Consider the following 24,467-nt stretch of genomic DNA (forward strand, 5'->3'; position numbering starts at 1 on the left):
ATCCTAAAGAGATGCGTGGGCCTTAGATAGGCGCGCGCGTGTGACGTTGGAAGCTGATCAGGCCGCGCGCGGCGGCGAAGAGGACTCGGCGGCGCAGGATAGCCGCTCCTGATGGCTCTCGCCCCAGGCTTTGAGCGTATCGATCACCGGACGCAAGGACTCACCGATCTCGGAGAGACAATATTCCACCCGCGGCGGTACCTCGGCATAGACCTTTCGGATGATGAGCCGGTCGTCCTCAAGCGCGCGCAATTGCTTGGTCAGCATCCGCTGGGTGATGCCGGGCATCCGCCGGCGCAGTTCGCCAAAACGCTGCGTGCCCGATTGCAGGTGGAACAGGATCACGCCCTTCCACTTGCCGTCGATGAGGTCCAGCGTCGCTTCGACAGCGCAGCCTGGTCGATGCGCGAAATTTCGCCGTTTCATGCGGAGTCTTCCGATAGTATCCAAACAGGGACTATATCCCTGAAATTACAGTACTTGCCAACTTGGTGCCAAGTGACAATTAATCCCGGCCGCATGCCAAGGGAGATGAACAATGAAGGCTGTCGGATACCAGAAATCATTGCCGATCGAGGACAGGGACGCGCTGGTCGATTTTGAAGCCAGTAAGCCCGAGCCGAAGGGACGCGACATTCGTGTCACGGTGAAGGCGATTTCCGCCAACCCCGTGGACTACAAGGTGCGCAAGCGCGCTGCCCCGCCTGCGGGCGAATACAAGATCCTGGGCTTCGACGCGGCCGGTGTCGTCGACGCGGTCGGGCCCGAAGTCTCGCTGTTCAAGGCAGGCGACGAGGTGTTTTACGCGGGCTCGATCCTGCGCCAGGGCACCAATTCGGAATTTCATCTGGTCGATGAGCGCATCGCAGGCCGCAAGCCGAAATCGCTGTCATTCGCGCAGGCCGCGGCGCTGCCGCTGACCTCGATCACGGCGTGGGAACTGCTGTTTGATCGGCTTGGCGCGGTGCCCGGCAAGAGCGTCGATCCGCGCACGGTTCTGATTGTCGGCGGCGCCGGCGGCGTCGGCTCGATCCTGATCCAGCTCGCGCGCCGGCTGACTGGGCTGACGGTGATCGCGACCGCGACACGGCCGGAATCGCAGAAATGGTGTCTGGATCTTGGCGCGCACGCGGTGATCGATCACGGCAAACCGATGAAGGAGCAGATCGAGACATTGAAGCTGCCGCCCGTCGCGCTAGTGGCGAGCCTCACCTTCACCGATCAGCACTACAAGGCCATTGCCGAGTTCATGGCGCCGCAGGGCAAATATGGCCTGATCGACGACCCCGCCGAATTCAACGTCGCCGTCTTCAAGGGCAAGGCGATCTCGGTGCACTGGGAATCGATGTTCACGCGCTCCTCGTTCCAGACGCCGGACATGATCGCGCAGCACAACCTGCTCAACGACATCTCCGATCTCATCGACAAGGGCGTGCTGCGCACCACGATGGACCAGACGTTCGGCACCATCAATGCCGCGAACCTCAGGCGCGCACATGCGCTCCTGGAAAGCGGCAAGTCGCGCGGCAAGATCGTGCTGGAGGGGTGGTAGGCGCGCCGCACGCGCCCGGCCGGCTTAGAATTCGTAGGGTGGGTAAAGGCGCGCTTGCGCCGTGCCCACCGTTTCTCGCCAAGCGTCATGCAGAATGGTGGGCACGCTTCCGCCTTCGCTCGTTGAGCTACGGCGGACGCGGTCGCTTTGCCCACCCTACGCACCCTCGTCATTTGGGTTTAGAGTCGCGCGCGCGATAAATCCTTGCGCGAGCGCGTGATAAATCCCCTCCTCGCAGACCAGGCGCGAGGTGGCATAGGCGATCATCGCGGCCGCCATCAGCGGCACCACCATGGTGTGGTTGTCGGTCATCTCGGTCACGATGACAAAGGCGGTGATGGGCGCCTGCACGACGCCGGCGAAATACGATACCATTCCGAGCAGCATGATCGCCGCGAGCGGCGCGCCATGGAACAGCGAAGCCATGTTGCTGCCGATTCCGGCGCCGACCGCAAGCGACGGCGAAAAGATGCCACCCGGAATCCCGCTGATCGAAGCGAACGTCGTCGCCAGGAATTTCAGGATACCAAAATCCGCGGGCAACGGCGCACCATTCTCGAGCGCCGATTTCACCTGCGAATAGCCCGTGCCGTAGATCGTATCGCCCGAGACAAGTCCGCAAATCGCGACCGCCAGCCCGCAGATGAGGGCAAACCCCAAGGAATATCGCTTGATCGCGCGTCCAACGGGGTTTGCAAATCCGCGCGCCATGGTGATGACGATACGGCTGAACAGGCCGCCCGCCAATCCGCCGACGACGCCGCACGCGGGAATAGCGAGCCAGTCGGTTCCGTTGCGCAGCCCCATCGCGCTGCTGCCGAAATATGCGTAGTTGCCCATCAAGGCGAGCGAGGTCAGGCCGGCGGCAATCACGGCCGAGATGATGAGGCTTGAGGTGCGGGTTTCGAAGGCGCGGCTCATCTCCTCGATCCCGAACACGATCCCGGCGAGTGGCGTGTTGAACGCGGCAGCGACGCCCGCCGCAGCGCCGGCAAGGATCAAGCCCGGCTGACGCCGTGGCGAGAAGCGGCCCAGCGCGAACATGATCGAAGCTCCGACCTGCACCGTCGGGCCTTCACGTCCAACGGAGGCGCCGCATAACAGGCCGAACAGGGTCAGGATGATCTTGCCGATCGCGATGCGCAGCGAAACGAGCTGCCCGCGCGCCTTCTGGTCGGTCAGGTGCCGCGCGGCAATGGCCTGTGGAATCCCGCTGCCTTGCGTATTCGGGAAAAACCGCTTGGTCAGGAACACCGAAAGCGCGAAGCCGAACGGCGTAACAACCAGCGAGGCATAGCGCGACTTCGATAGCACAAGCGCAAAGGCAATCTGGGCGAGATCGGCAAGTTGCGCCAGCGCGACGGCCGCGGCCCCAACGGCGATGCCGCCGAGCAGGAAGATGCCGCGCCGCTGCCATCGTCCGGATGTGATCCGGATCCACCGCCTGTTGCGGATCGAGAGAGCAAGCGTCATGGACGAGCTTTAATCGATCGTGCGCCGTGATGAAAGCCGGTCGAAGCGACAGTTGCGACCAGGCGGCCTCTTCATACCAAGCAGAACCCCCGGCGGGGTCCCGCCGGGGGTTCTGTTAGACAACGATCAGACAAACTGGATTACCAGATGCGCTGCGCGCGGAGCAGAAGAACGACGTTGTTCTCGTTCTTGAGCTCGTAAGCGGTTGTCGGCTTGGCGATGCCAAGGCTGCCGAACGTAACCGTGCCGGCGTACTTCTGATCCAGCTGGCTCCAGGTCACATCACCCGAGAAGGTCAGGTTCTTGACCGGAGTCCACCGCGTGACGAAACCAACCTGCGCGATGTTGTAGTCCGGATTGCAGGTGTCGCCCGGAGTGAGCAGGACCGCAACCGTACCGCCCGGGCCGCACATCAAGGCCTTGGCCGTGCCGTTGTACCTGACCGCGGCATAGCCGCCGTAGATGCTGCTGTTCCAGTAGGGATTCCAGTTGTGGGTGTAACCACCGTTGAAACCCCAGGTCTGGATCAACTGCTGCGAGCCGCCCGATGCGAACACCGTATCAGGCGCAAACCCGAACCCAAGGCTCTGGTAGGCTACGTTCGAGCTGCCGAAGAGCAAGACCGCACCGTACTGGGCGGCCAGGTCCTGGATGTTGTAGCGGGTTGCACCATCCGTATACACACCCTGCAGGTTGATTACGTCACCAGGTCCCGTCGGGATATTTTTGATCGACAGGCCCAACTGGCCGGCCCAACCCCACCGGTCGTCGGGATGCCCGCTCGGCTCAGTCGCGCCGTAGTACGCCGCGTGGTTGTCGTGCGCGGCGACCGACGCCTGGAACAGCCCCCAAGCCTGGTCGACACGAACCTGACCGACGATGTCGGGAGCAACCGTTCCACCGTAGTCGCTGGTGCCATAGCCAAAGCCACCGGGCACGCCGAGGTTGTTGACGCCAGCCTGATAAGATTGAGTCGGATCCTGAGCTGAGATCGACGCACTGATGCCCTGACCGAATTCGGCGGTGTAGGTGAACTGGTTCACACCCGTATCCGTGCCGCCGCCGCCGACGAGGCCATCGAAGTTGTTGCCCGGATAGTTGTGCCAGGGGGTGCTGAAGGCGGAAACCGTCTTGCCGATCGTGAAGCCTGCGAACTGGATGAAGGCATAGTACGTGCCGACCGTACCGGCGGCCACCGCGCCGGCATTCGCGTTGTTCGGAGCGGAGCCGAACGGGGCAGGTCCGATCGCCGAGTAAACGGTCGCGCCGGGCGCGTTCTGTGTGAAGCTGTCGTCCGTCCAGTTGAACCTCAGATCCGCATAGGTACGGAGAACGCCGTACTCGGTCGCGGTGCGCGTATCGATGTTCAGGTCTTCACGGGAGCGCCATGTGTAGGCGTTGGTGAAGCGGTTCTTCGCGCCGGCCGGGCCATTGACGTTGCCCGTGTCGACCGAGTTCGTATTCGCCAGGACGTCGACGCGTAAATAGCCGCCCAGCTTGATGCAGGTATCGGTGCCCGGGATGTACCAGAATCCGGCACCATAAAGCGAACAAACCTTCACGTATTCGACCGCTTTGGCCTTCAACGGAAGATCAGCAGCCTGTGCCCCGCCCACAGCGAGCAGACCCGCCACGGAGCCGAGAACAAGGCCCTTGATCATCTTCACGGCAATTCTCCAAGTTGTTCTTTGCCCGGAAGTTTTCACTGAGTGAAAACACCCTAAGGTCGTTTACCTGATCCTTTAGCCCGCCCCTTGCCCGCTCCGCCTTCGCATACTCTCCCCGCGAAAGGCGACGGACTAAAGCGAACCACCCAATGGACAGGACGACTCCGGGATGCCCCCCTTCGATCGCACCATCATAATTCCCAGATGGCGTTGCATAACCATGACAGCAATCGCTTGATGCGGGTTTTTGGCCGTGCGTTGCACAAAAGACACGCGATCGGATGGTCACGGGCGACCCGGAGCGTGATCGCCGGCGTGGGCGGAGCAATCCAGCACCGCGCGTAAGATTCTGGATTACTTCCGCCTTCGCTCGTTGAGCACAGCGGACAGGTCGGAGCTCACGCTCCCTGCAATGACGGGATTACGACTCGCGTACCCGGTAACAGGCTCCGCGCAATCCACCGTTTCGCGCGATCCAACATGGTGGATTACACCTTTCGGCTAACCCACCCCCCACGTCGTCGCTTCGCTCGCAGCAACGCGCCCCTACTTCGCCTGCGCGGCCGCCTGCATCGCCTTCCAGTCGAATTTTTCGGCGAGCGCCAGCGCTTCTTCCTCGCTAACGCCGTTATAGGAGAAGCTGAACATCGCCTCCTTGCCGAGCGCCACGATCAGCGAGCCGGACTTGTCCTTGACGGTGAAGGCCTTCATGACCGGCATGCCGTGCATGGTCGCCGTGATCATGTGGCCCTCGCTGGTCTGCACGTTCATCGCGCTCTGCAGCGGCGCCAGCGCGCCCGCCGCACTTTGGCCGACCACGACGGACGCATGCGCCTGCGCCGACCCTTTCTGGTAGTCGCGGTTGGCCGTGGTCATGCTCATGTTGGACACTTCCATCGACATGCCATCGGGCTTCTTGCCCTGCCAGCCGTCGAGATCGACCAGGAGCGGCAGGAAGCGCTGAAACGCCTGTTCGGCGCGGGATGGCTGCGGCGACAGGACCGAAAGGGCCAAAACAAAACAAACAATCAAATCGCGAAGCTTGAACATTGCGTTTTCCCCCTATTTTTCGACACGCAAAGATAGTGCAGGGTTCGTGGCGCAAGGAAGGCGGCGCAAGCCAGCCACGAAATGCGCGAACAAGCATATAAAAAAGGCGGCGCCGAAGCGCCGCCTTGAACTCGATATCGGGCCGGCGCTTACGCCGCCTCGGCTTTCTTCTCCTCGACCGGACCGGAATCCTGGCCCTTGGCGTCGACGTCGCGGTCGACGAACTCGATCACCGCCATCGCAGCGTTGTCGCCGTAGCGGAAGCCGGCCTTGATGATGCGGGTATAGCCGCCCTGGCGGTCCTTGTAGCGGGGCGCGAGCGTCTCGAACAGCTTCTTGACCATGTCGGCGTCGCGCATCTCGGAGATCGCCTGGCGACGATTGGCAAGCCCGCCTTTCTTGCCGAGGGTGACCAGCTTCTCGACGATCGGGCGCAGCTCCTTGGCCTTCGGCAGCGTGGTGACGATCTGCTCATGCTTGATCAGCGCGGCGCACATATTGGCGAACATCGCGCGGCGGTGCTCGTGAGTGCGGTTGAGCTTGCGGTGAACACGTCCGTGACGCATGGGTCTATTCCTTACTTTCGATGTGCCACGACGGTTCGTCGGACATGTTGCTCAGGTGGGCTGCCTGCGTTCGCCCTGGCATTCCGGGGCGCGCGTGAGCGCGAACCCGGAATGACGAAATCAGTAATGATCCTCGAAGCGCTTGGCGAGCTCGTCGATGTTCTCCGGCGGCCAGCCCGGCACTTCCATGCCGAGGTGCAGACCCATCTGGGCCAGCACTTCCTTGATCTCGTTCAGCGACTTGCGGCCGAAGTTCGGGGTGCGCAGCATCTCCGCTTCCGACTTCTGCACGAGGTCGCCGATATAGACGATGTTGTCGTTCTTCAGGCAGTTGGCCGAACGCACCGACAGCTCGAGCTCGTCGACCTTCTTGAGGAACGCAGGGTTGAAGGCGAGATCGGGGATGATCTCTTGCGTGACTTCCTTGCGCGGCTCCTCGAAGTTGACGAACACGTTGAGCTGGTCCTGCAGGATGCGCGCGGCGAAAGCCACGGCGTCGTCCGGCGTCACCGCACCGTTGGTCTCGATCGTCATGGTCAGCTTGTCGTAGTCGAGGATCTGGCCCTCGCGGGTGTTCTCGACCTTGTAGGAGACCTTCTTGACCGGCGAGAACAGGCTGTCGACCGGGATCAGGCCGATCGGCGCGTCCTCCGGCCGGTTGCGCTCGGCGGCGACATAGCCCTTGCCGGTCGTCACCGTGAACTCCATGCGGATCTCGGCGCCATCGTCCAGCGTGCAGAGCACGAGCTCGGGATTGAGCACGACGATGTCGCCGACGGTCTGGATGTCGCCGGCGGTCACGACGCCCGGACCCTGCTTCTTCACGACCATGCGCTTGGGGCCCTCGCCCTGCATCTTGATCGAGATGTCCTTGATGTTCAGCACGATGTCGGTGACGTCCTCACGGACGCCCGCGATCGAGGAGAACTCGTGCAGCACGCCGTCGATGTGCACCGACTGCACCGCAGCGCCCTGTAGCGAGGACAACAGGATGCGGCGGAGCGCATTGCCGAGCGTCTGGCCGAAGCCGCGCTCGAGTGGCTCGGCAACCAGCGTCGCATAGTGCGACGCGTCGGTGCCGGGCGCAACCTGCAGCTTGTTCGGCCGGATCAGTTCTTGCCAATTCTTCTGGATCGTCACTGTCTCACCTCTGGCCAGCTCAATTGCCATCTGGCGTTGGAGGCCGCGGATCAGTCCGCGGCTTGCAAAATTTCAAAAACGCTTTGCGGGCAGCCAGGCCGCCCGCAAAGAAAGCGTCACACGCGCCGCCGCTTGCGCGGACGGCAACCATTGTGCGGGATCGTCGTCACGTCGCGGATCGAGGTGACGGTGAAGCCCGCGGCCTGCAGCGCGCGCAGCGCCGACTCGCGGCCCGAACCGGGACCGGCGACCTCGACTTCCAGCGTGCGCATGCCGTGTTCCTGCGCCTTCTTGGAAACATCCTCCGCCGCGACCTGCGCGGCATACGGGGTCGATTTGCGCGACCCCTTGAACCCCATCGTTCCCGCCGACGACCAGGCGATCGTGTTGCCCTGCGCGTCGGTGATGGTGATGGTGGTGTTGTTGAACGACGAATTCACGTGCGCCACGCCGGAGGCGATGTTCTTGCGTTCGCGCCGGCGGACGCGGGTGGCTTCCTTGCCCATTTCAAACCTTTCCTACGATCTCAACGCCGCCGTAATGCCAGCGGCTACACCTTGAATGGGCGAATGGTGAGTGGCGAATAGCGAATAGGGTCTGCCCTACTCGCCATTCGCCATTCGCTATTCGCCAAACTACTTCTTCTTGCCGGCGATGGCCTTGGCCGGCCCCTTGCGCGTGCGCGCATTGGTGTGGGTGCGCTGACCGCGCACCGGCAGGCCACGACGATGGCGCAACCCGCGATAGCAGCCGAGGTCCATCAGCCGCTTGATGTTGATGCCGGTCTCGCGACGAAGGTCGCCCTCGACGACGTAGTCGCGGTCGATCACTTCGCGGATCTGCAGCACTTCCGCGTCGCTCAACTGGCTGACGCGACGCTCCAGCGGGAGCTTCACCTTCTCCATGATGTCGGCCGCGCTCTTCGGGCCGATGCCATGGATGTACTGCAGCGCGATCAGCACGCGCTTGTTGGTGGGGATATTCACGCCGGCAATACGGGCCACGTACGTCTCTCCTGTCGCCGATCCGCGCTCGAATCGGACCTTAAGTTCTTGCTATCTCGGGCAGGTGTCCGCAAACACGAACACGACGCCCGCCCCCCATGATCATTGGGGCCCGGCATCGTCATAAAACTATCCGACTTGGATGCGCGGGCTTATTAATGGACGAAAGGGCCTTTCGTCAACCGATTCTAGGCCTTAGCTCGCTTTTTCGTGACCTTTTTTGCCGCTCCGGGGACCGCCTTCCTCGCCCCCTTCCGGGCCGCCTTTGAGGCCGCTTTGACCGCCTTTCGGGCCCCCTTGGCAGCCTTTTTGGCCGCCGGGCGTCCGCGGCTGGCCGATTTGGGCGCGCTTTGGGCAGCCTTCTTGACGGCTCGCTTGGCCGAATGCGCCTTTTTGGAGGCCTTGCTGTCCACAGCCCCGAGGGCATGCAGGATCCGGCCGATCTCGCGGGTGACCTCCTCGATGGTCATCATACCGTCGACGGTCACAAGCTTGCGCCGCTCCGAGTAGTAATGAATCAGCGGCTCGGTCTGCGCGCGGTAGGCGGCCAGCCGCTTGATCAGCACTTCCGGCGTGTCATCGATGCGCACGTCCTCGCCGCGCGCCCGCGTTTCCGCAGCCCGTGTCTCGACCCGCTGCAACAGCGCGCTCTCGTTGACGCGCAGCTCAATCACCGCATCGAGCTTCATATGCTTGTGCTTCAGGAGATCGTCGAGCGCTTCCGCCTGCGGCACGGTGCGCGGGAAGCCGTCGAGGATGAATCCGCGCCTCGCGTCGGGCTGCTCGATGCGGTCGGAGATGATACCGACCACGACGTCGTCGGGGACAAGGCCGCCGCTCGCCATGATGTCCTTGGCCTTGAGCCCGATCGGCGTTTCGGCGGCAACCGCCGCACGCAGCATCTCGCCCGTGGAAAGCTGCACGACGCCGTTGCGCTGCACCAGGCGCTGCGCCTGGGTCCCCTTGCCCGACCCGGGCGGTCCCAGAAGGATGATTCTCATAGACGTTCGCCCCCCGACGCTCGGTGGGCGTAATTCCGCACACCTTGAAGAGTTGTACTTACCCGCCTGCCCGCGATCAGCGGCGGCGGCCGCGCAATTTGGACCGCCTGATCAGCCCCTCGTATTGATGGGCGAGCAGGTAGCCCTGAACCTGCGCCACCGTATCCATGGTCACGCTGACCACGATCAACAGCGACGTTCCGCCAAAGTAGAACGGGACGGAGGCGTAGGAAATCAGAATTTCGGGGATCAGGCAGACGATGGCGAGATAGATCGCGCCGATCACCGTGATTCGCGACAGCACATAGTCGATATATTCGGCGGTGCGCTCGCCCGGCCGGATGCCGGGAATAAAGCCGCCATGCTTCTTCAGATTGTCGGCAGTCTCGGTCGGGTTGAACACGATCGCCGTATAGAAGAAGGCGAAGAACACGATCAGCGCCAGATAGAGCGTGAGGAACAGCGGGCGGCCGTGGGCGAGCTGGGTCGTGATCCACTGGAACCATTCCGGGCCCTTGCCGGCATTGAAGTTGGCGACCGTGGTCGGCAACAACAGCAATGAGGACGCGAAGATCGGCGGGATCACGCCGGAGGTGTTGAGCTTCAGCGGCAGATGCGAGGACTGGCCCTCGAACATCTTGTTGCCGACCTGGCGCTTCGGATACTGGATCAGAAGCCGGCGCTGCGCGCGCTCCATGAACACGATAAAGGCGATCACGGCGACCGCCATGATGATCACGATCAGGATCAGCCCGGTCGACATCGCGCCCTGGCGGCCCAATTCCAGCATATTGGCGAGCGCAGTCGGTAGCTGCGCGACGATGCCGGACATGATGATCAAGGACACGCCGTTGCCGATGCCGCGCGAGGTGATCTGCTCGCCGAGCCACATCAGGAACATGGTGCCGCCGGTCAGCGTGATCGCAGTGGACAGGCGGAAGAACAGGCCGGGATCGGTGACGACGTTGCCGGCACCCTCCAAACCCACGGCGATGCCGTAGGACTGGAAGAGAGCGAGCACGACGGTGAGATAGCGGGTGTACTGGTTGAGCGTCTTGCGGCCGGCCTCGCCTTCCTTCTTCAACGCTTCGAGCTGCGGCGAAACCGTGGTCAGGAGCTGAATGATGATTGATGCCGAGATGTACGGCATGATGTTCAGCGCGAAGATCGCCATGCGGTGAATGCCGCCGCCGGCGAACATGTTGAACATCCCGAGAATGCCGCCGGACTGGGTCTTGAACACCTGCTCCCAGATATTGGGGTCGATGCCGGGCAGCGGAATGTAGGTCCCGAGGCGGTAGACCAGCAGCGCGCCCAGGGTGAACCAGATGCGCTTTTTCAGTTCGTCGGCCTTGGCAAGCGCTCCGAAGTTGAGATTTGCCGCCAGTTGTTCCGCTGCTGAGACCATGTTTGGCTTTCTCCCGCCGTCCCCTCGCGCCATCCCATCCGCCGTTTGGCGAACTTTCCGGCCGAGGCGCTCATTATTTGGGCCTCGGCGCCGATAAGTCCATCGTCAAGCGCCTCGCGACAGTCTGCGAGAGCGGGCGATGACGCAGATGTTACGCCGCCTCGCCTTCCGTCTTGGCCGGGGCCAGGATCTTCACCGAGCCGCCGGCCTTCTCGACCGCTTCGACTGCGGATTTCGAGGCGCCGTGCACCTCGATCGTGACCTTGGCCTTGATCTCGCCGCGGCCGAGCAGCCGCACGCCGGCCTTGGCCCGACGCAGAACGCCGGCCTTCACCAGCGATTCGGCGTTGATGGGGCTTCCCGCATCGATCGCCTTGGCGTCAATCGCCGCCTGGATACGGTCGAGATTGATCTCGGCGTACTCGACGCGGAACACGTTGTTGAAGCCGCGCTTGGGCAGGCGGCGATGCAGCGGCATCTGGCCACCTTCAAAACCCTTGATGCGAACGCCCGAGCGCGCGGTCTGGCCCTTGCCGCCGCGGCCCGATGTCTTGCCCTTGCCCGAACCGATGCCGCGGCCGACGCGCATGCGCTTCTTGCGCGAGCCGGCATTGTCGGCGATATCGCTGAGCTTCATGGTCAGATTCCTTTATTTTGGCGCATGATCTTGACCGAAAACCGGCTTCCACTTTTCGGGATCATGCGCCGGCTCCTTGTCGTCTATTACTTCCCGTCTACGATGCGGACGAGATGGTGGACCTTTTCGATCATGCCGCGCACCGCCGGGGTGTCCGGCAGCTCGGTGACGCGACCGATCTTGTTGAGCTTCAGCCCGATCAGCGTCGCGCGCTGCGAATGATGACGGCGGATCGGACTGCCGATCTGCTCGACCTTGATCGTCTTTGCGGCCATGGCGTTTGAACTCCGAAAGCGTTAGTCGGCCGCCGCTTCGGCATCGCCGCCGACGCGGCGCGCCTGCAGCGCGGACACCTTGATGTTGCGGCGCGCCGCAACCGAGCGCGGGCTATCCTGGTTCTTCAGCGCGTTGAAGGTCGCGCGCACCATGTTGTACGGGTTGGACGAGCCGATCGACTTCGCCACCACGTCGGCGACGCCGAGCGTCTCGAACACCGCGCGCATCGGGCCGCCGGCGATGATCCCGGTGCCGGGAGGAGCGGCGCGCAGGTAGACGCGACCCGCGCCGTGACGGCCGGCGATGTCGTGATGCAGCGTGCGGCCTTCGCGCAGCGCCACCCGTGTCAGGTTGCGCTTGGCCGACTCAGTCGCCTTGCGGATCGCCTCGGGCACTTCGCGCGCCTTGCCATGGCCGAACCCGGCCCGGCCCTTCTGGTCGCCGATCACGACCAGCGCCGCAAAGCCGAAGCGCTTGCCGCCCTTGACGACCTTCGCCACGCGATTGATGTGGACCAGCTTGTCGACGAACTCGCTGTCGCGCTCCTCGCGCTCCCTGCTCCGTTCGCGTCCGCCGCGTTCGCGTTCACCTGCCATGGTGTTTTCCAATCTTTCGGAGGCTTGCCGCCTCTGTCCTCAAATCTGGTTTGGTTAGAAGCTCAGCCCGCTTTCGCGCGCGGCATCCGCGAGCGCCTTGACGCGGCCGTGATAGAGATAGCCGCCGCGGTCGAACACCACTTCCTTGACGCCGTTCTTCACCGCGCGTTCCGCGAGCAGCTTGCCCACGGCCTTGGCGGCGTCGATGTTGGCGCCGGTCTTCTCGCGCATTTCCTTTTCCATCGACGAGGCGGAAGCGAGCGTCTCGCCCTTCAGGTCGTCGATCACCTGCGCATAGATGTGCTTCGACGATCGGAACACGGACAGCCGCGGCCGGCCGTTCGCGGAACGGCGCAACGACAGCCTCACGCGATGCTTGCGCCGGGCATTCGTAACCTTGTTTCTCGACATCGCCGGCTCCGTTACTTCTTCTTGCCTTCCTTGCGGAAGATGAATTCGTCGACATATTTCACGCCCTTGCCCTTGTAGGGCTCCGGCGGACGATAGGCGCGGATTTCGGCGGCAACCTGGCCGACGCGCTGGATATCGCTGCCGGTAATCGTGATCTCGGTCGGCTTCGGCACCGCGATCTGGATGCCTTCCGGGATCGGGTAGACCACGTCGTGGCTGTAGCCGAGCGCAAGCTGCAGGTTCTTGCCCTGCATCGCGGCGCGGTAGCCGACGCCGGTGATCTCGAGCTTCTTCTCGAAGCCTTTGGTGACGCCGGCGACGAGGTTCGCGATCTGGGCGCGCGCGGTGCCGTACAGCGCGACCGCGCGGTTGGTGTCGAATCGCGGATTCACCTTGACGACGTTCTTGTCGAGCTTCACCTCGACGTCGTCATGGACCACGAATTGAAGCTGGCCTTTCGGCCCCTTCATCTTGACGGTCTGGCCTTCGACGGTTGCCGTCACACCGGACGGGATCGTCACAGGCCTCTTGCCAATGCGTGACATGGCTCTATTCCCTCTCAGAACACCGTGAAGAGAATCTCGCCGCCCACATTCGCGTCGCGCGCGTCGTGGTCGGCCATGATTCCCTTCGGCGTCGACAACACCGAAATGCCCAGGCCATTGTTGACCCGCGGCAGGTTCCTCACCGAGGTGTAGACCCGCCGGCCGGGCTTGGAGACGCGCTCGATCTCGCGGATGACCGGCTCGCCGTCGAAATACTTCAGCTCGATCTCGAGCTCGTTGCGGCCCGAGGGGTGCTCGACGGTGGCGTAGCCGCGGATATAACCCTCGGTCTTCAGCACCTCGAGCACATTCTGGCGCATCTTCGAGCCCGGCGAAGACACCTTCGACTTCGAGCGCATCTGCGCGTTGCGAATGCGGGTGATCAGATCGCTGATCGGATCGTGCGTTGACATCGTGACGCCCCTCCTTACCAGCTCGACTTCACGAGCCCGGGAACCAGGCCCTTGGAGCCCAATTCACGCAGCGCGATGCGGGACAGCTTGTTCTTGCGGTAGTTCGAGCGCGGGCGGCCCGTCAGCTCGCAGCGGTTGCGGATGCGGGTTGCCGACGAGTTGCGCGGCATCTCGGCGAGCTTCAGGGTCGCGGCGAAACGCTCCTCCATCGGCTTGGTCTTGTCGGCGATGATCGCCTTCAAGCGCTCGCGCTTGGGCGCGGCGTTCTTGGCCATCCGCTTGCGCCGATTGTTCTTCTCGACTGAACTCTTCTTTGCCATGCTTGGCTCCTTGCGTATCCGCGTTTGAGAGGCTTGTTTCAGCGTCTCACTGCCGGAACGGGAAATTGAAAGCGGTCAACAAGGCCCGCGCCTCGTCGTCGGTCCTCGCCGTGGTGCACACCGTGATGTCCATGCCACGGGCCTCCGAGACCTTGTCGAAATCGATCTCGGGGAAAATGATGTGCTCCTTGATGCCGAGCGAATAATTGCCCCGGCCGTCGAAGCTCTTCGGGTTCAACCCGCGGAAGTCGCGTACGCGCGGCAGCGCGACGTTCACCAGCCGGTCGATGAACTCGTACATCCGCGCCTTGCGCAGCGTGACCTTGCAGCCGATCGGCTGGTTCTCGCGCAGCTTGAAGGTTGCGATCGCGATCCGCGAATAGGTCACGATCGCCTTCTGGCCGGCGATCAGGCTGAGCTCGCCTGCAGCGGTCTCGGCCTTTTTGCGGTCGTTGACGGCGTCGCCCACGCCCATGTTGAGCACGACCTTTTCCAGCCGCGGCACCTGCATGACGTTCGAATAACCGAACTTTTCCGTGAGCTGGCCGCGGATGCGCCGGTCGAAATCGGCGCGCAAGCGCGGCACGTAAGCGGTCTCAGCCATCGATCTCTGCTCCCGAGCTCTTGGCGATGCGCACTTTCTTGCCGCCCGCCAGAATCTTGAATCCGATGCGCGTCGGCTTGCCGTCCTTGCCGACATAGGCAATGTTCGACAGGTGGACCGGCGCCTCCTTCGAGATGATGCCGCCCTCCTGGGACTGGGTCTGCTTCTGGTGGCGCTTCACCATGTTGATACCGCGCACTAGCGCGGTGCCGGCGTCGGGATGCACCTCGAACACCTCGCCGCTGCGGCCCTTGTCGCGGCCGGTCAGCACGACGACCTTGTCGCCCTTCCTGATCTTCGCAGCCATCACAACACCTCCGGCGCGAGCGAAATGATCTTCATATGGTTCTTGGCGCGCAGCTCGCGCGGCACGGGCCCGAAGATACGGGTGCCGACCGGCTCGGCCTGGTTGTTAATCAGGACGGCGGCATTGCGGTCGAAGCGGATCACCGAGCCGTCCGGGCGGCGGATGTCCTTGCGCACGCGAACGACGACCGCCTTCATGACGTCGCCCTTCTTCACCTTGCCGCGCGGAATGGCTTCCTTGATCGACACCACGATGACATCGCCGATCGTGGCGTAGCGGCGCTTGGAGCCGCCCAGCACCTTGATACACATGACACGGCGTGCGCCGGAATTATCGGCCACGTCGAGGTTGGTCTGCATCTGAATCATTGATGCACCTCGTCCTCTTTCTGCGCTTCAACTGCGCCCAAAATTTCCCTGACTTCACCGGCCTCTGGGCCGGGCGGTGTCAGGCGGTTTTCTTCTGCTCGCCCCGGACCACGGTCCAGCGCTTCAACTTCGAGATCGGCTTCGATTCCTCGATCCAAACGGTATCGCCCGGCTTGAACTGATTGTTCTCGTCATGGGCGTGGTAGTTCTTCGAACGGCGGATCGTCTTCTTGTAGATCGGATGGGTGAAGCGGCGATCGACGCGCACCACCACGGTCTTGGCTTGCTTGTCGCTGACGACCACGCCCTGAAGCATACGTTTCGGCATGTAGCGGTCCCTTACTTCTTCTTCGCGCGCTGTTGCGCGGCGACGGTCTTGATGCGCGCGATGTCGCGGCGGGCTTCCTTCAGCCGCGAAGTGTTCTCGAGCTGCCCGGTAGCGCGCTGGAAGCGCAGGTTGAAGCGCTCCTTCTTCAGATTGAGGACGGCGTCCTCCATCTGGTCGGGGCTCATCGCGCGGATGTCTTCGACTTTCATCTGGGCCATGTCCATTACTCCGCGATGCGCTCGACGAAGCGCGTCTTGATCGGCAGCTTGGCCGCGGCCAGCGCCAGGGCTTCCTTGGCGATCCCGACCGACACGCCGTCGATCTCGAACATCACCCGGCCCGGCTTGACCCGGGCCACCCACAATTCCGGCGCACCCTTGCCGGAGCCCATGCGGACTTCGGCCGGCTTCTTCGACACCGGAACGTCGGGGAACACGCGAATCCAGACGCGGCCGGCGCGCTTCATGTGACGGGTGAGCGCACGGCGGGCGGCCTCGATCTGGCGCGCGGTGACGCGATCGGGCTCCATCGCCTTCAGGCCGAACTGGCCGAAGGACAACGTCGCGCCCGAAGTCGCGGTGCCGTGGATACGGCCCTTATGCGCCTTCCGGAACTTCGTTTTCTTGGGTTGCATCATGGCGTTAAGCCCTCAAATTCTCAAATTGCCTTCAGGCGGCGTCGCGGCGCGGACGCCCGGTGTCGCCTTCGGCCAGCCTCTTGTCCTGCGCCATCGGATCATGCTCAAGGATTTCGCCCTTGAAGATCCAGACCTTGACGCCGCAGGTGCCGAACGTCGTGAATGCCGTGGCAACGCCGTAGTCGATGTCGGCGCGGAGCGTGTGCAGCGGCACGCGGCCTTCGCGGTACCACTCCATGCGCGCGATTTCGGCGCCACCCAGACGACCCGAGCAGTTGATGCGGATGCCCCCGGCGCCGAGACGCATCGCCGACTGCACCGCGCGCTTCATGGCGCGGCGGAACGCGACGCGGCGCTCGAGCTGTTGCGCGATCGATTCGGCGACCAGCGTCGCATCGAGCTCCGGCTTCCTGATCTCGACAATGTTGATGACGACGTCGGACGCGGTGATGTCGGCGACCTTCTTGCGCAGCTTGTCGATATCGGCGCCCTTCTTGCCGATCACGACACCCGGACGCGCCGAGTGGATGGTGACGCGGCACTTCTTGTGCGGACGCTCGATCACAATGCGCGCCACCGCTGCCTGCTTCAATTCCTTGTGCAGGATCTCGCGGATCTTGACGTCCTCGTGCAGCAGCTTGCCGTACTCGGCCTTGCCGGCGAACCAGCGCGAATCCCAGGTCCGGTTGATGCCGAGCCGCAGCCCGATCGGATTGATCTTTTGACCCATCTTGTTCTCCCGAGCCCTTACGCGCTCGCTTCAACCTGACGAACGACGATCGTCAGTTGCGAAAATGGCTTGAACACACGGCCCGAACGGCCACGGCCGCGCGGGGCGAAACGCTTCATCACGATGCCGTTGCCGACGAAGGCTTCGGAGACGACGAGATCGTCGACGTCGAGGTCGTGGTTGTTCTCGGCATTGGCGATCGCCGATTCCAGGCACTTCTTGACGTCGACTGCGATCCGCTTGCGCGAGAACTGCAGGTCGGCAAGCGCGGCAGACGCCTTCCGGCCGCGGATCAACTGCGCAACCAGGTTAAGCTTTTGCGGGCTCACCCGCAGCATCCGGGCGACCGCCTTGGCCTCATTGTCCGCGAGCGCGCGTTCGCGCTTTGCTTTGCTCATCGCTCTGTCCTCAAGCCTTCTTGGCTTTCTTGTCGCCCGAGTGGCCGTGGAAGGTCCTGGTCGGCGAGAACTCGCCGAACTTGTGACCGACCATTTCCTCGTTCACCGACACCGGCACGTGCTTCTGGCCGTTGTAGACGCCGAACACGAGGCCGACGAACTGCGGCAGGATGGTCGAGCGGCGGCTCCAGATCTTGATGACGTCGTGACGGCCGGACGCGCGCGCGGCATCTGCCTTCTTGAGCAGCGACCCCTCGACGAACGGGCCTTTCCAGACTGAACGAACCATGTCCTGTCGTTCCTTACTTCTTCCGCTTGTGGCGGCTTAGGAGAATGAATTTGTTGGTCGACTTGTTGGTGCGGGTCTTCTTGCCCTTGGTCGGCTTGCCCCACGGGGTGACCGGGTGGCGGCCGCCCGAGGTGCGGCCTTCACCACCGCCATGCGGGTGATCGATCGGGTTCATGGCGACGCCACGGTTGTGCGGACGGCGGCCCATCCAGCGCTTGCGGCCGGCCTTGCCGATCGAGATGTTCATATGATCCGGGTTCGACACCGCGCCGATGGTGGCGCGGCAGCGGCCGTGCACCAGGCGCTGCTCGCCCGAGTTCAAGCGCAGGATGACGTAATCCTGGTCGCGGCCGACGAGCTGGGCGTAGGTGCCGGCGGAACGGGCGAGCTGGCCGCCCTTGCCGATCTTGGTCTCGATGTTGTGGACGATGGTCCCGACCGGCATGTTGCCGAGCGGCATGACATTGCCCGGCTTCACGTCGACATGGTGGCCTGCGACGATGGTGTCGCCGACCGCGAGCCGCTGCGGCGCAAGGATATAGGCCTGTTCGCCGTCCTGATACTTGATCAGCGCGATGAAGCCGGTGCGGTTCGGATCGTATTCCAGCCGCTCGACGGTTGCCGGAACGTCGACCTTGGTGCGCTTGAAGTCTACGAGGCGCAGTGCCTTCTTGTGGCCGCCGCCGCGGAAGCGCACGGTGATGCGGCCGGTGTTGTTGCGGCCGCCGGTCGACAGCTTGCCCTCGGTCAGAGCCTTGACCGGCTTGCCCTTGTAGAGGGACGAACGATCGACCATGACAAGCTGGCGCTGGCCCGGCGTCGTTGGATTGTATGTCTTCAGTGCCATCGCAGTACTGCCTCAGAGTCCGGTGGTCACGTCGATGCGGTGGCCCTCTTCCAGGGTCACGATCGCGCGCTTGGTGTCCGACTGCGAACCGAAATTGCCGCGGAACACCTTGGTCTTGCCCTTGCGAACCAGCGTGTTGACGCTCTTCACCTTGACGTCGAACAGCTTCTCGACCGCTTCCTTGATCTGCGGCTTGGTCGCCTTCGACGCCACCTTGAACAGCACCTTGTTGTGCTCGGAGGCGAGAGTTGCCTTTTCGGTCACGACGGGCGCGACGATGATGTCGTAATGGCGGGGATCGATCGTCTTCATTTGAAGCGCGCCTCCAGCGCATCGATCGCCGCCCTGGTCAGCACCAGCTTCTGGCGACGGAGAATGTCGTAGACGTTGATGCCCTGGATCGGCAGCACGTCCATGTCGGGGATGTTGCGGGCGGCGGCGGCAAAGCCGCTGTGCAATTCAGCGCCGTCGATGATCAGCGCATTGGTGAGACCGAGGCCCGAGAAGTGGCCCATCAGGGCCTTGGTCTTGGCGGCTTCGAGTTTGGCCGCTTCGATGACGACGAGATCGCCGTCCTTGGCTTTGGCAGAGAGCGCATGCTTGAGAGCCAGTGCGCGTACCTTCTTCGGGAGATCAGTGGCGTGGGAGCGGACCACCGGACCGAAGGCGCGGCCGCCGCCGCGGAACTGCGGCACGCGGGCCGAGCCGTGGCGAGCGCCACCGGTGCCCTTCTGCTTGTACATCTTCTTGCCGGTGCGCCAGATCTCGGCGCGGCCTTTGGCCTTGTGCGTGCCGGCCTGGCGCTTGTTGAGCTGCCACTGCACGCAGCGCGCAATGATGTCGGCCCGCGGCTCGAGACCAAAGATCTCGTCCGAAAGCTGGACCGAGCCCGCAGCTTTGCCTTCGAGGGTGGTGACTTGCAATTCCATGTTACGCGCCCTCCTTCGCAGGAGCCGCTTCCGCGGCCTCGCCGGCGACCTTGAACTTACCGGGCTTCGGCGCTTCCTTCGGCAGCGGCTTCTTCACGGCGTCGCGCACCCTGATCCAGCCGCCCTTGGAGCCGGGAACAGCGCCTTCGACCAGAATCAGGCCGCGCTCGACGTCGGTCGAAACCACACGCAGGTTCAGCGTGGTGATGCGGTCGACGCCCATGTGGCCGGGCATCTTCTTGTTCTTCCAGGTCTTGCCGGGGTCCTGACGGCCGCCGGTCGAACCGATCGAGCGGTGCGAGATCGACACGCCGTGGGTGGCGCGCAGACCGCCGAAATTCCAGCGCTTCATGCCGCCGGCAAAGCCCTTGCCGACCGAGGTGCCGGTAACGTCGACGAACTGGCCGACCACGAAATGGTCGGCCTGGATTTCGGCGCCGACCGGGATCAGCGCGTCCTCGGTCACGCGAAACTCGGCCAGCTTCCGCTTCGGCTCGACCTTGGCGACCGCGAACTGGCCGCGCTCGGCCTTCGGCATGTAGACGGTCTTGCGGGTGCCCGCGCCGAGCTGCAGCGCGACGTAACCGTTCTTCTCGGTCGTGCGGTGGCCCAGCACCTGGCAATTGCCCAGCTTCAGCACGGTCACGGGGATATGTTCGCCGGTCTCGGTAAAGACCCGCGTCATCCCGACCTTCTGTGCGATCACTCCGGAGCGCATCTTCGTGCTTCCTGTTCCTTCTGTCCGCTTCAGGCGGACTTAAAATCCAAACCTTAGAGCTTGATCTCGACGTCGACGCCGGCAGCCAGGTCGAGCTTCATCAGGGCATCGACGGTCTGCGGGGTCGGGTCGACAATGTCGAGAAGGCGCTTGTGGGTGCGCATCTCGAATTGCTCGCGGCTCTTCTTGTCGACATGCGGCGAACGGTTGACGGTGAACTTCTCGATGCGGGTCGGCAGCGGAATGGGTCCGCGAACCTGCGCACCGGTGCGCTTCGCCGTGTTCACGATCTCACGCGTCGACGTATCGAGGATTCGATGGTCGAACGCCTTGAGGCGTATGCGAATATTCTGGCCGTTCATTGCCGTGCTTTCTTCTAGTGAGTGGCGAGTAGCGAGCAGCGAACTATTCGCCACCCGCCATTCCCTATTTCGCGTTTTTACTCGATGATCGCGGCAACGACGCCGGCGCCGACGGTGCGGCCGCCCTCGCGGATCGCGAAGCGAAGCTTCTCCTCCATCGCGATCGGCACGATCAGGTGCACTTCCATCGCGATGTTGTCGCCCGGCATCACCATCTCGGTGCCTTCCGGCAGGTGCACGACACCGGTCACGTCGGTGGTGCGGAAGTAGAACTGCGGACGGTAGTTGGTGAAGAACGGGGTGTGGCGGCCGCCCTCTTCCTTGGTGAGGATGTAGGCCTCAGCCTTGAACTTGGTGTGCGGCTTGACCGAACCCGGCTTGCACAGCACCTGGCCGCGCTCGACTTCCTCGCGCTTGGTGCCGCGGAGCAGCGCGCCGATGTTGTCGCCGGCCTGGCCCTGATCGAGCAGCTTGCGGAACATTTCGACGCCGGTGACCGTGGTCTTCTGGGTGTCGCGGAGACCCACGATCTCGATTTCGTCGCCGACCTTGACGATGCCGCGCTCGACACGACCGGTCACGACGGTGCCGCGGCCGGAGATCGAGAACACGTCTTCCACCGGCATCAGGAACGGCTGGTCGATCGGACGCTCGGGCTGCGGAATGTATTCGTCGACATTCTTCATCAACTCGAGAATCGAGTCATGGCCGAGCTTCTTGTCGGAATCTTCGAGCGCGGCGAGCGCGGAGCCCTTGATGATCGGGATCTTGTCGCCGGGGAAGTCGTACTTCGAGAGCAGCTCGCGGACTTCGAGCTCGACGAGCTCCAGCAGCTCCGGATCGTCGACCATGTCGCACTTGTTGAGGTAGACGACGAGCGCGGGCACGCCGACCTGGCGGGCGAGCAGGATGTGCTCGCGGGTCTGCGGCATCGGGCCGTCGGCGGCCGACACGACGAGGATCGCGCCGTCCATCTGGGCAGCGCCGGTGATCATGTTCTTCACATAGTCGGCGTGGCCGGGGCAGTCGACGTGAGCGTAGTGGCGCTTCTGGGTCTCGTACTCGACATGCGCGGTCGAGATCGTGATGCCGCGCGCCTTCTCTTCCGGCGCCTTGTCGATCTGGTCGTACGCCGTGAACGTTGCACCGCCGGTTTCGGCCAGGATCTTGGTGATCGCTGCCGTCAGCGAGGTCTTGCCATGGTCGACGTGACCGATGGTGCCGATGTTGCAGTGCGGTTTCGTACGTTCAAACTTTGCTTTGGCCATTTGACTCTCCGTTTAATCGCTGGCTCGTCACCAGCGACAATCAGGCAAACTTCTTCTGGACTTCTGCCGATACGTTCGCCGGCGCTTCCGCGTAGTGGTCGAACTGCATCGTGAAGGTTGCGCGACCCTGGCTCATCGAGCGCAGGTTATTCACGTAACCGAACATGTTCATGAGCGGCACCATCGCGTTGATGACGTTGGCGTTGCCGCGCATGTCTTGACCCTGGATCTGACCGCGCCGCGAGTTGAGGTCGCCGATGACGGAGCCGGTGTAGTCTTCCGGCGTCACCACCTCGACCTTCATGATCGGCTCGAGCAGCACGGACTTGCCCATCTGCAGCGCCTCGCGGAAGCAGGCGCGCGTCGCGATTTCGAAGGCCAGCGCCGAGGAGTCGACGTCGTGATACTTGCCGTCGATGAGCTGGACCTTGACGTCCACCACCGGGAAGCCGGCGACGACGCCCGAACCCAGCACGCTCTCGAGGCCCTTTTCGACGCCCGGGATGTATTCCTTCGGCACCGCGCCGCCGACGATCTTCGATTCGAACTCGTAGCCCTTGCCCGGCTCGTTCGGCTCGACGATCAGCGTCACCGCCGCGAACTGGCCGGTACCGCCGGTCTGCTTCTTGTGGGTGTAGGAGTGCTCCACCCGCCTCGTCACGCGCTCGCGGAACGCTACCTGCGGCGCGCCGATGTTGGCATCGACCTTGTAGGTGCGCTTGAGAATGTCGACCTTGATGTCGAGATGGAGTTCGCCCATGCCCTTGAGGATGGTCTGGCCGGACTCCTGATCGGTCGAGACCCGGAACGAGGGATCTTCCGCGGCGAGCTTCGCGAGCGCAACGCCGAGCTTTTCCTGGTCGGCCTTCGACTTCGGCTCGATCGCGATCTCGATGACGGGCTCCGGGAATTCCATCTTTTCCAGGATCACCTGCCTGTTGGGATCGCACAGCGTGTCACCCGTGCGCGCTTCCTTCAGGCCTGCCAGTGCGACGATGTCGCCGGCATAGGCTTCCTTGATGTCCTCGCGGTTGTTGGCATGCATCAGCAGCATCCGCCCGATCCGCTCCTTGCGATCACGCGTCGAATTGATGACGCCGGTGCCGGACTGCAGGATGCCCGAGTAGATGCGGCAAAAGGTGATGGTGCCGACGAACGGGTCGTCCATGATTTTGAACGCGAGCAGCGCGAGCGGCTCCTTGTCGTCCGCCTTGCGCACGACCTCGTTGCCCTTGTCGTCGGTGCCCTTGATCGCGGGCACGTCGATCGGCGAAGGCAGATAGTCGACGACGGCATCGAGCAGCGGCTGCACGCCCTTGTTCTTGAACGCGGAGCCGCACAGCACCGGATAGAAGGCGCCGGTGAGCACAGCCTTGCGGATCAGCTTCTTCAGCGTCGCCTCGTCCGGCTCATTGCCGTCGAGGAAGGCAGCAAGCGCATCGTCATCGAGCTCGACGGCGGCTTCCACCATCTTCTCGCGATATTCCTTGGCCTGATCGACGAGATCGGCCGGGATGTCGACATAATCGAATTTTGCGCCGAGCGATTCGTCGTTCCAGACGATGCCCTTCATCTTCACGAGGTCGATGACGCCCTTGAAGAGGTTCTCGGCACCGATCGGAAGCTGGATCGCGATCGGCTTGGCGCCGAGGCGATCGACGATATCGGACAGACATTTGAAGAAGTCGGCGCCGGTCTTGTCCATCTTGTTGGCGAAGACGATGCGCGGCACGCGGTACTTGTCGCCCTGGCGCCAGACCGTTTCGGTCTGCGGCTCGACGCCCTGGTTGGAATCAAGCACGCACACCGCACCATCGAGCACGCGCAGCGAACGCTCGACCTCGATGGTGAAGTCGACGTGGCCGGGCGTGTCGATGATGTTCAGACGCTTGCCGTTCCAGAACGCAGTGGTCGCAGCCGAGGTGATGGTGATGCCCCGCTCCTGCTCCTGCTCCATCCAGTCCATCGTCGCGGCACCTTCGTGCACTTCGCCGATCTTGTGGCTCTTGCCGGTATAATAAAGGATGCGCTCGGTCGTCGTGGTCTTGCCGGCATCGATATGCGCCATGATACCGAAGTTGCGATAGTCCTCGATGGCATGTTGGCGGGGCATGGGATTTTCCTTGCGATTCCGTTCGTTTCGCTAGCTCACCAGCGATAATGCGAGAAGGCGCGGTTGGCTTCCGCCATCTTGTGCACGTCTTCACGCTTCTTGACGGCGTTCCCCCGATTGTTTGACGCATCGAGCAGCTCGGCCGAGAGCCGCTCCGTCATGGTCTTTTCATTGCGCTCGCGCGCGGCCGAGATGAGCCAGCGAATGCCGAGCGCCTGCCGGCGCACCGAGCGCACCTCGACCGGAACCTGGTAGGTGGCACCACCGACGCGCCGCGAGCGCACCTCGATGGTCGGCATGACGTTTTCCAGCGCCTGCTCGAACACCGTCAGCGGATTCTGCTTGGTCTTGGTCTCGATGATGCCGAGCGCGCCGTAGACGATGTTTTCGGCAACCGACTTCTTCCCGGCGTACATCACCGAGTTCATGAACTTGGTAATGACGATGTTCCCGAACTTCGGATCGGGAAGCACTTCACGCTTTTCGGCAGAATGGCGACGCGACATCTGT

35 protein-coding genes are annotated in these 24,467 nt (G+C 63.1%); 1 reads left to right on the forward strand and 34 read right to left on the reverse strand.

Annotated features, from left to right (window positions below):
• Positions 1-57 precede the first annotated feature (57 nt).
• On the reverse strand, positions 58-426 hold the full coding sequence (locus VKR55_RS01725) for a winged helix-turn-helix transcriptional regulator (protein WP_324399074.1): 369 nt from the start codon (positions 424-426) through the stop codon (positions 58-60).
• A 112-nt stretch (positions 427-538) separates the two neighbouring features.
• Here VKR55_RS01725 and VKR55_RS01730 point away from each other — a divergent pair, with 112 nt between their 5' ends.
• Complete coding sequence (locus VKR55_RS01730) at positions 539-1,552, forward strand: zinc-binding alcohol dehydrogenase family protein (protein WP_324399075.1); 1,014 nt, start codon at positions 539-541, stop codon at positions 1,550-1,552.
• Positions 1,553-1,708: 156 nt separating this feature from the next.
• Here VKR55_RS01730 and VKR55_RS01735 read toward each other — a convergent pair whose 3' ends face one another.
• From VKR55_RS01735 to rpsG, 33 genes are all read right to left on the reverse strand, one after another.
• Entirely contained in the window at positions 1,709-3,025 is a 1,317-nt protein-coding gene (locus VKR55_RS01735; protein WP_324399076.1) for a chloride channel protein, read from the reverse strand.
• Between the two features lie 140 nt (positions 3,026-3,165).
• Positions 3,166-4,692: a porin gene (locus VKR55_RS01740; RefSeq protein WP_324399077.1), complete on the reverse strand. Its 1,527-nt coding sequence runs from the start codon at positions 4,690-4,692 to the stop codon at positions 3,166-3,168.
• A 546-nt stretch (positions 4,693-5,238) separates the two neighbouring features.
• Positions 5,239-5,742: a hypothetical protein gene (locus VKR55_RS01745; RefSeq protein ID WP_324399078.1), complete on the reverse strand. Its 504-nt coding sequence runs from the start codon at positions 5,740-5,742 to the stop codon at positions 5,239-5,241.
• 149 nt (positions 5,743-5,891) lie between these two features.
• A complete protein-coding gene (gene rplQ / locus VKR55_RS01750) occupies positions 5,892-6,308 on the reverse strand; it encodes a 50S ribosomal protein L17 (RefSeq protein WP_324399079.1) in 417 nt (138 codons plus the stop codon).
• Positions 6,309-6,428: 120 nt separating this feature from the next.
• Positions 6,429-7,478 carry a DNA-directed RNA polymerase subunit alpha gene (locus VKR55_RS01755; protein ID WP_324399080.1) on the reverse strand — a complete coding sequence of 350 codons (1,050 nt, stop codon included), beginning with the start codon at positions 7,476-7,478 and terminating at the stop codon, positions 6,429-6,431.
• Between the two features lie 86 nt (positions 7,479-7,564).
• Entirely contained in the window at positions 7,565-7,954 is a 390-nt protein-coding gene (rpsK, locus tag VKR55_RS01760; protein ID WP_007603045.1) for a 30S ribosomal protein S11, read from the reverse strand.
• Positions 7,955-8,083: 129 nt separating this feature from the next.
• Positions 8,084-8,452 carry a 30S ribosomal protein S13 gene (rpsM, locus tag VKR55_RS01765; RefSeq protein WP_324399081.1) on the reverse strand — a complete coding sequence of 123 codons (369 nt, stop codon included), beginning with the start codon at positions 8,450-8,452 and terminating at the stop codon, positions 8,084-8,086.
• Between the two features lie 188 nt (positions 8,453-8,640).
• A complete protein-coding gene (locus tag VKR55_RS01770; protein ID WP_324399082.1) occupies positions 8,641-9,453 on the reverse strand; it encodes an adenylate kinase in 813 nt (270 codons plus the stop codon).
• A 76-nt stretch (positions 9,454-9,529) separates the two neighbouring features.
• Positions 9,530-10,861 carry a preprotein translocase subunit SecY gene (gene secY, locus VKR55_RS01775; protein ID WP_324399083.1) on the reverse strand — a complete coding sequence of 444 codons (1,332 nt, stop codon included), beginning with the start codon at positions 10,859-10,861 and terminating at the stop codon, positions 9,530-9,532.
• Positions 10,862-11,012: 151 nt separating this feature from the next.
• Positions 11,013-11,498 (reverse strand): 50S ribosomal protein L15, encoded by a 486-nt coding sequence (gene rplO, locus VKR55_RS01780; RefSeq protein WP_324399084.1) that lies wholly within the window; start codon positions 11,496-11,498, stop codon positions 11,013-11,015.
• 86 nt (positions 11,499-11,584) lie between these two features.
• The gene (gene rpmD / locus VKR55_RS01785; RefSeq protein ID WP_324399085.1) at positions 11,585-11,773 is read right to left on the reverse strand and encodes a 50S ribosomal protein L30; all 189 of its coding nucleotides are present in this window, start codon (positions 11,771-11,773) and stop codon (positions 11,585-11,587) included.
• Positions 11,774-11,794: 21 nt separating this feature from the next.
• A complete protein-coding gene (rpsE, locus tag VKR55_RS01790) occupies positions 11,795-12,370 on the reverse strand; it encodes a 30S ribosomal protein S5 (RefSeq protein ID WP_324399086.1) in 576 nt (191 codons plus the stop codon).
• Positions 12,371-12,424: 54 nt separating this feature from the next.
• On the reverse strand, positions 12,425-12,781 hold the full coding sequence (gene rplR / locus VKR55_RS01795) for a 50S ribosomal protein L18 (protein WP_324399087.1): 357 nt from the start codon (positions 12,779-12,781) through the stop codon (positions 12,425-12,427).
• An 11-nt stretch (positions 12,782-12,792) separates the two neighbouring features.
• The gene (rplF, locus tag VKR55_RS01800; protein ID WP_324399088.1) at positions 12,793-13,326 is read right to left on the reverse strand and encodes a 50S ribosomal protein L6; all 534 of its coding nucleotides are present in this window, start codon (positions 13,324-13,326) and stop codon (positions 12,793-12,795) included.
• A gap of 14 nt (positions 13,327-13,340) precedes the next feature.
• Positions 13,341-13,739, reverse strand: a complete 399-nt coding sequence (rpsH, locus tag VKR55_RS01805; protein WP_324399089.1) for a 30S ribosomal protein S8 — start codon at positions 13,737-13,739, stop codon at positions 13,341-13,343.
• Positions 13,740-13,753: 14 nt separating this feature from the next.
• Positions 13,754-14,059, reverse strand: a complete 306-nt coding sequence (gene rpsN, locus VKR55_RS01810) for a 30S ribosomal protein S14 (protein ID WP_324399090.1) — start codon at positions 14,057-14,059, stop codon at positions 13,754-13,756.
• Positions 14,060-14,105: 46 nt separating this feature from the next.
• Complete coding sequence (gene rplE, locus VKR55_RS01815; RefSeq protein ID WP_324399091.1) at positions 14,106-14,663, reverse strand: 50S ribosomal protein L5; 558 nt, start codon at positions 14,661-14,663, stop codon at positions 14,106-14,108.
• Positions 14,656-14,970 (reverse strand): 50S ribosomal protein L24, encoded by a 315-nt coding sequence (gene rplX / locus VKR55_RS01820; RefSeq protein ID WP_324399092.1) that lies wholly within the window; start codon positions 14,968-14,970, stop codon positions 14,656-14,658. The genes rplE and rplX overlap by 8 nt, the downstream gene beginning before the upstream one ends.
• On the reverse strand, positions 14,970-15,338 hold the full coding sequence (gene rplN, locus VKR55_RS01825; protein WP_324399093.1) for a 50S ribosomal protein L14: 369 nt from the start codon (positions 15,336-15,338) through the stop codon (positions 14,970-14,972). The genes rplX and rplN overlap by 1 nt, the downstream gene beginning before the upstream one ends.
• 79 nt (positions 15,339-15,417) lie before the next feature.
• Positions 15,418-15,666 (reverse strand): 30S ribosomal protein S17, encoded by a 249-nt coding sequence (rpsQ, locus tag VKR55_RS01830; protein ID WP_324399094.1) that lies wholly within the window; start codon positions 15,664-15,666, stop codon positions 15,418-15,420.
• 11 nt (positions 15,667-15,677) lie between these two features.
• Positions 15,678-15,884 carry a 50S ribosomal protein L29 gene (gene rpmC / locus VKR55_RS01835; RefSeq protein ID WP_324399095.1) on the reverse strand — a complete coding sequence of 69 codons (207 nt, stop codon included), beginning with the start codon at positions 15,882-15,884 and terminating at the stop codon, positions 15,678-15,680.
• A 5-nt stretch (positions 15,885-15,889) separates the two neighbouring features.
• Entirely contained in the window at positions 15,890-16,303 is a 414-nt protein-coding gene (gene rplP / locus VKR55_RS01840; protein ID WP_324399096.1) for a 50S ribosomal protein L16, read from the reverse strand.
• Positions 16,304-16,334: 31 nt separating this feature from the next.
• A complete protein-coding gene (rpsC, locus tag VKR55_RS01845) occupies positions 16,335-17,033 on the reverse strand; it encodes a 30S ribosomal protein S3 (RefSeq protein ID WP_324399097.1) in 699 nt (232 codons plus the stop codon).
• Between the two features lie 17 nt (positions 17,034-17,050).
• Positions 17,051-17,431 carry a 50S ribosomal protein L22 gene (gene rplV / locus VKR55_RS01850; protein WP_324399098.1) on the reverse strand — a complete coding sequence of 127 codons (381 nt, stop codon included), beginning with the start codon at positions 17,429-17,431 and terminating at the stop codon, positions 17,051-17,053.
• A 10-nt stretch (positions 17,432-17,441) separates the two neighbouring features.
• Complete coding sequence (rpsS, locus tag VKR55_RS01855; RefSeq protein ID WP_027536815.1) at positions 17,442-17,720, reverse strand: 30S ribosomal protein S19; 279 nt, start codon at positions 17,718-17,720, stop codon at positions 17,442-17,444.
• Between the two features lie 13 nt (positions 17,721-17,733).
• Positions 17,734-18,567 (reverse strand): 50S ribosomal protein L2, encoded by an 834-nt coding sequence (rplB, locus tag VKR55_RS01860; protein WP_324399099.1) that lies wholly within the window; start codon positions 18,565-18,567, stop codon positions 17,734-17,736.
• A 12-nt stretch (positions 18,568-18,579) separates the two neighbouring features.
• Positions 18,580-18,879, reverse strand: a complete 300-nt coding sequence (locus tag VKR55_RS01865) for a 50S ribosomal protein L23 (protein WP_324399100.1) — start codon at positions 18,877-18,879, stop codon at positions 18,580-18,582.
• The gene (gene rplD / locus VKR55_RS01870; protein WP_324399101.1) at positions 18,876-19,496 is read right to left on the reverse strand and encodes a 50S ribosomal protein L4; all 621 of its coding nucleotides are present in this window, start codon (positions 19,494-19,496) and stop codon (positions 18,876-18,878) included. Before rplD ends, VKR55_RS01865 begins: the two co-directional genes overlap by 4 nt.
• A gap of 1 nt (position 19,497) precedes the next feature.
• Complete coding sequence (gene rplC, locus VKR55_RS01875) at positions 19,498-20,214, reverse strand: 50S ribosomal protein L3 (protein ID WP_324399102.1); 717 nt, start codon at positions 20,212-20,214, stop codon at positions 19,498-19,500.
• 53 nt (positions 20,215-20,267) lie between these two features.
• Entirely contained in the window at positions 20,268-20,576 is a 309-nt protein-coding gene (gene rpsJ, locus VKR55_RS01880) for a 30S ribosomal protein S10 (RefSeq protein ID WP_002712302.1), read from the reverse strand.
• A gap of 77 nt (positions 20,577-20,653) precedes the next feature.
• Entirely contained in the window at positions 20,654-21,844 is a 1,191-nt protein-coding gene (gene tuf / locus VKR55_RS01885) for an elongation factor Tu (protein ID WP_324399103.1), read from the reverse strand.
• 40 nt (positions 21,845-21,884) lie between these two features.
• Positions 21,885-23,957, reverse strand: coding sequence for an elongation factor G (fusA, locus tag VKR55_RS01890; protein WP_324399104.1), 2,073 nt, complete (start codon positions 23,955-23,957; stop codon positions 21,885-21,887).
• 35 nt (positions 23,958-23,992) lie between these two features.
• On the reverse strand, positions 23,993-24,463 hold the full coding sequence (gene rpsG, locus VKR55_RS01895) for a 30S ribosomal protein S7 (protein ID WP_324399105.1): 471 nt from the start codon (positions 24,461-24,463) through the stop codon (positions 23,993-23,995).
• Between the last annotated feature and the right edge of the window lie 4 nt (positions 24,464-24,467).

The sequence above is a fragment of the Bradyrhizobium sp. genome (genome assembly GCF_035309285.1).
Lineage (GTDB): Bacteria > Pseudomonadota > Alphaproteobacteria > Rhizobiales > Xanthobacteraceae > Bradyrhizobium.

What these genes read in the sequence shown, in the direction of transcription:
- VKR55_RS01725 (WP_324399074.1), bottom strand. Translation starts at nt 426, where the DNA reads ATGAAACGGCGAAATTTCGCGCATCGACCAGGCTGCGCTGTCGAAGCG.
- VKR55_RS01730 (WP_324399075.1), top strand. Translation starts at nt 539, where the DNA reads ATGAAGGCTGTCGGATACCAGAAATCATTGCCGATCGAGGACAGGGAC.
- VKR55_RS01735 (WP_324399076.1), bottom strand. Translation starts at nt 3,025, where the DNA reads ATGACGCTTGCTCTCTCGATCCGCAACAGGCGGTGGATCCGGATCACA.
- VKR55_RS01745 (WP_324399078.1), bottom strand. Translation starts at nt 5,742, where the DNA reads ATGTTCAAGCTTCGCGATTTGATTGTTTGTTTTGTTTTGGCCCTTTCG.
- rplQ (WP_324399079.1), bottom strand. Translation starts at nt 6,308, where the DNA reads ATGCGTCACGGACGTGTTCACCGCAAGCTCAACCGCACTCACGAGCAC.
- VKR55_RS01755 (WP_324399080.1), bottom strand. Translation starts at nt 7,478, where the DNA reads ATGGCAATTGAGCTGGCCAGAGGTGAGACAGTGACGATCCAGAAGAAT.
- rpsK (WP_007603045.1), bottom strand. Translation starts at nt 7,954, where the DNA reads ATGGGCAAGGAAGCCACCCGCGTCCGCCGGCGCGAACGCAAGAACATC.
- VKR55_RS01770 (WP_324399082.1), bottom strand. Translation starts at nt 9,453, where the DNA reads ATGAGAATCATCCTTCTGGGACCGCCCGGGTCGGGCAAGGGGACCCAG.
- secY (WP_324399083.1), bottom strand. Translation starts at nt 10,861, where the DNA reads ATGGTCTCAGCAGCGGAACAACTGGCGGCAAATCTCAACTTCGGAGCG.
- rplO (WP_324399084.1), bottom strand. Translation starts at nt 11,498, where the DNA reads ATGAAGCTCAGCGATATCGCCGACAATGCCGGCTCGCGCAAGAAGCGC.
- rpmD (WP_324399085.1), bottom strand. Translation starts at nt 11,773, where the DNA reads ATGGCCGCAAAGACGATCAAGGTCGAGCAGATCGGCAGTCCGATCCGC.
- rpsE (WP_324399086.1), bottom strand. Translation starts at nt 12,370, where the DNA reads ATGGCAGGTGAACGCGAACGCGGCGGACGCGAACGGAGCAGGGAGCGC.
- rplR (WP_324399087.1), bottom strand. Translation starts at nt 12,781, where the DNA reads ATGTCGAGAAACAAGGTTACGAATGCCCGGCGCAAGCATCGCGTGAGG.
- rplF (WP_324399088.1), bottom strand. Translation starts at nt 13,326, where the DNA reads ATGTCACGCATTGGCAAGAGGCCTGTGACGATCCCGTCCGGTGTGACG.
- rpsH (WP_324399089.1), bottom strand. Translation starts at nt 13,739, where the DNA reads ATGTCAACGCACGATCCGATCAGCGATCTGATCACCCGCATTCGCAAC.
- rpsN (WP_324399090.1), bottom strand. Translation starts at nt 14,059, where the DNA reads ATGGCAAAGAAGAGTTCAGTCGAGAAGAACAATCGGCGCAAGCGGATG.
- rplE (WP_324399091.1), bottom strand. Translation starts at nt 14,663, where the DNA reads ATGGCTGAGACCGCTTACGTGCCGCGCTTGCGCGCCGATTTCGACCGG.
- rplX (WP_324399092.1), bottom strand. Translation starts at nt 14,970, where the DNA reads ATGGCTGCGAAGATCAGGAAGGGCGACAAGGTCGTCGTGCTGACCGGC.
- rplN (WP_324399093.1), bottom strand. Translation starts at nt 15,338, where the DNA reads ATGATTCAGATGCAGACCAACCTCGACGTGGCCGATAATTCCGGCGCA.
- rpsQ (WP_324399094.1), bottom strand. Translation starts at nt 15,666, where the DNA reads ATGCCGAAACGTATGCTTCAGGGCGTGGTCGTCAGCGACAAGCAAGCC.
- rpmC (WP_324399095.1), bottom strand. Translation starts at nt 15,884, where the DNA reads ATGGCCCAGATGAAAGTCGAAGACATCCGCGCGATGAGCCCCGACCAG.
- rplP (WP_324399096.1), bottom strand. Translation starts at nt 16,303, where the DNA reads ATGATGCAACCCAAGAAAACGAAGTTCCGGAAGGCGCATAAGGGCCGT.
- rpsC (WP_324399097.1), bottom strand. Translation starts at nt 17,033, where the DNA reads ATGGGTCAAAAGATCAATCCGATCGGGCTGCGGCTCGGCATCAACCGG.
- rplV (WP_324399098.1), bottom strand. Translation starts at nt 17,431, where the DNA reads ATGAGCAAAGCAAAGCGCGAACGCGCGCTCGCGGACAATGAGGCCAAG.
- rpsS (WP_027536815.1), bottom strand. Translation starts at nt 17,720, where the DNA reads ATGGTTCGTTCAGTCTGGAAAGGCCCGTTCGTCGAGGGGTCGCTGCTC.
- rplB (WP_324399099.1), bottom strand. Translation starts at nt 18,567, where the DNA reads ATGGCACTGAAGACATACAATCCAACGACGCCGGGCCAGCGCCAGCTT.
- VKR55_RS01865 (WP_324399100.1), bottom strand. Translation starts at nt 18,879, where the DNA reads ATGAAGACGATCGATCCCCGCCATTACGACATCATCGTCGCGCCCGTC.
- rplD (WP_324399101.1), bottom strand. Translation starts at nt 19,496, where the DNA reads ATGGAATTGCAAGTCACCACCCTCGAAGGCAAAGCTGCGGGCTCGGTC.
- rplC (WP_324399102.1), bottom strand. Translation starts at nt 20,214, where the DNA reads ATGCGCTCCGGAGTGATCGCACAGAAGGTCGGGATGACGCGGGTCTTT.
- rpsJ (WP_002712302.1), bottom strand. Translation starts at nt 20,576, where the DNA reads ATGAACGGCCAGAATATTCGCATACGCCTCAAGGCGTTCGACCATCGA.
- tuf (WP_324399103.1), bottom strand. Translation starts at nt 21,844, where the DNA reads ATGGCCAAAGCAAAGTTTGAACGTACGAAACCGCACTGCAACATCGGC.
- fusA (WP_324399104.1), bottom strand. Translation starts at nt 23,957, where the DNA reads ATGCCCCGCCAACATGCCATCGAGGACTATCGCAACTTCGGTATCATG.
- rpsG (WP_324399105.1), bottom strand. Translation starts at nt 24,463, where the DNA reads ATGTCGCGTCGCCATTCTGCCGAAAAGCGTGAAGTGCTTCCCGATCCG.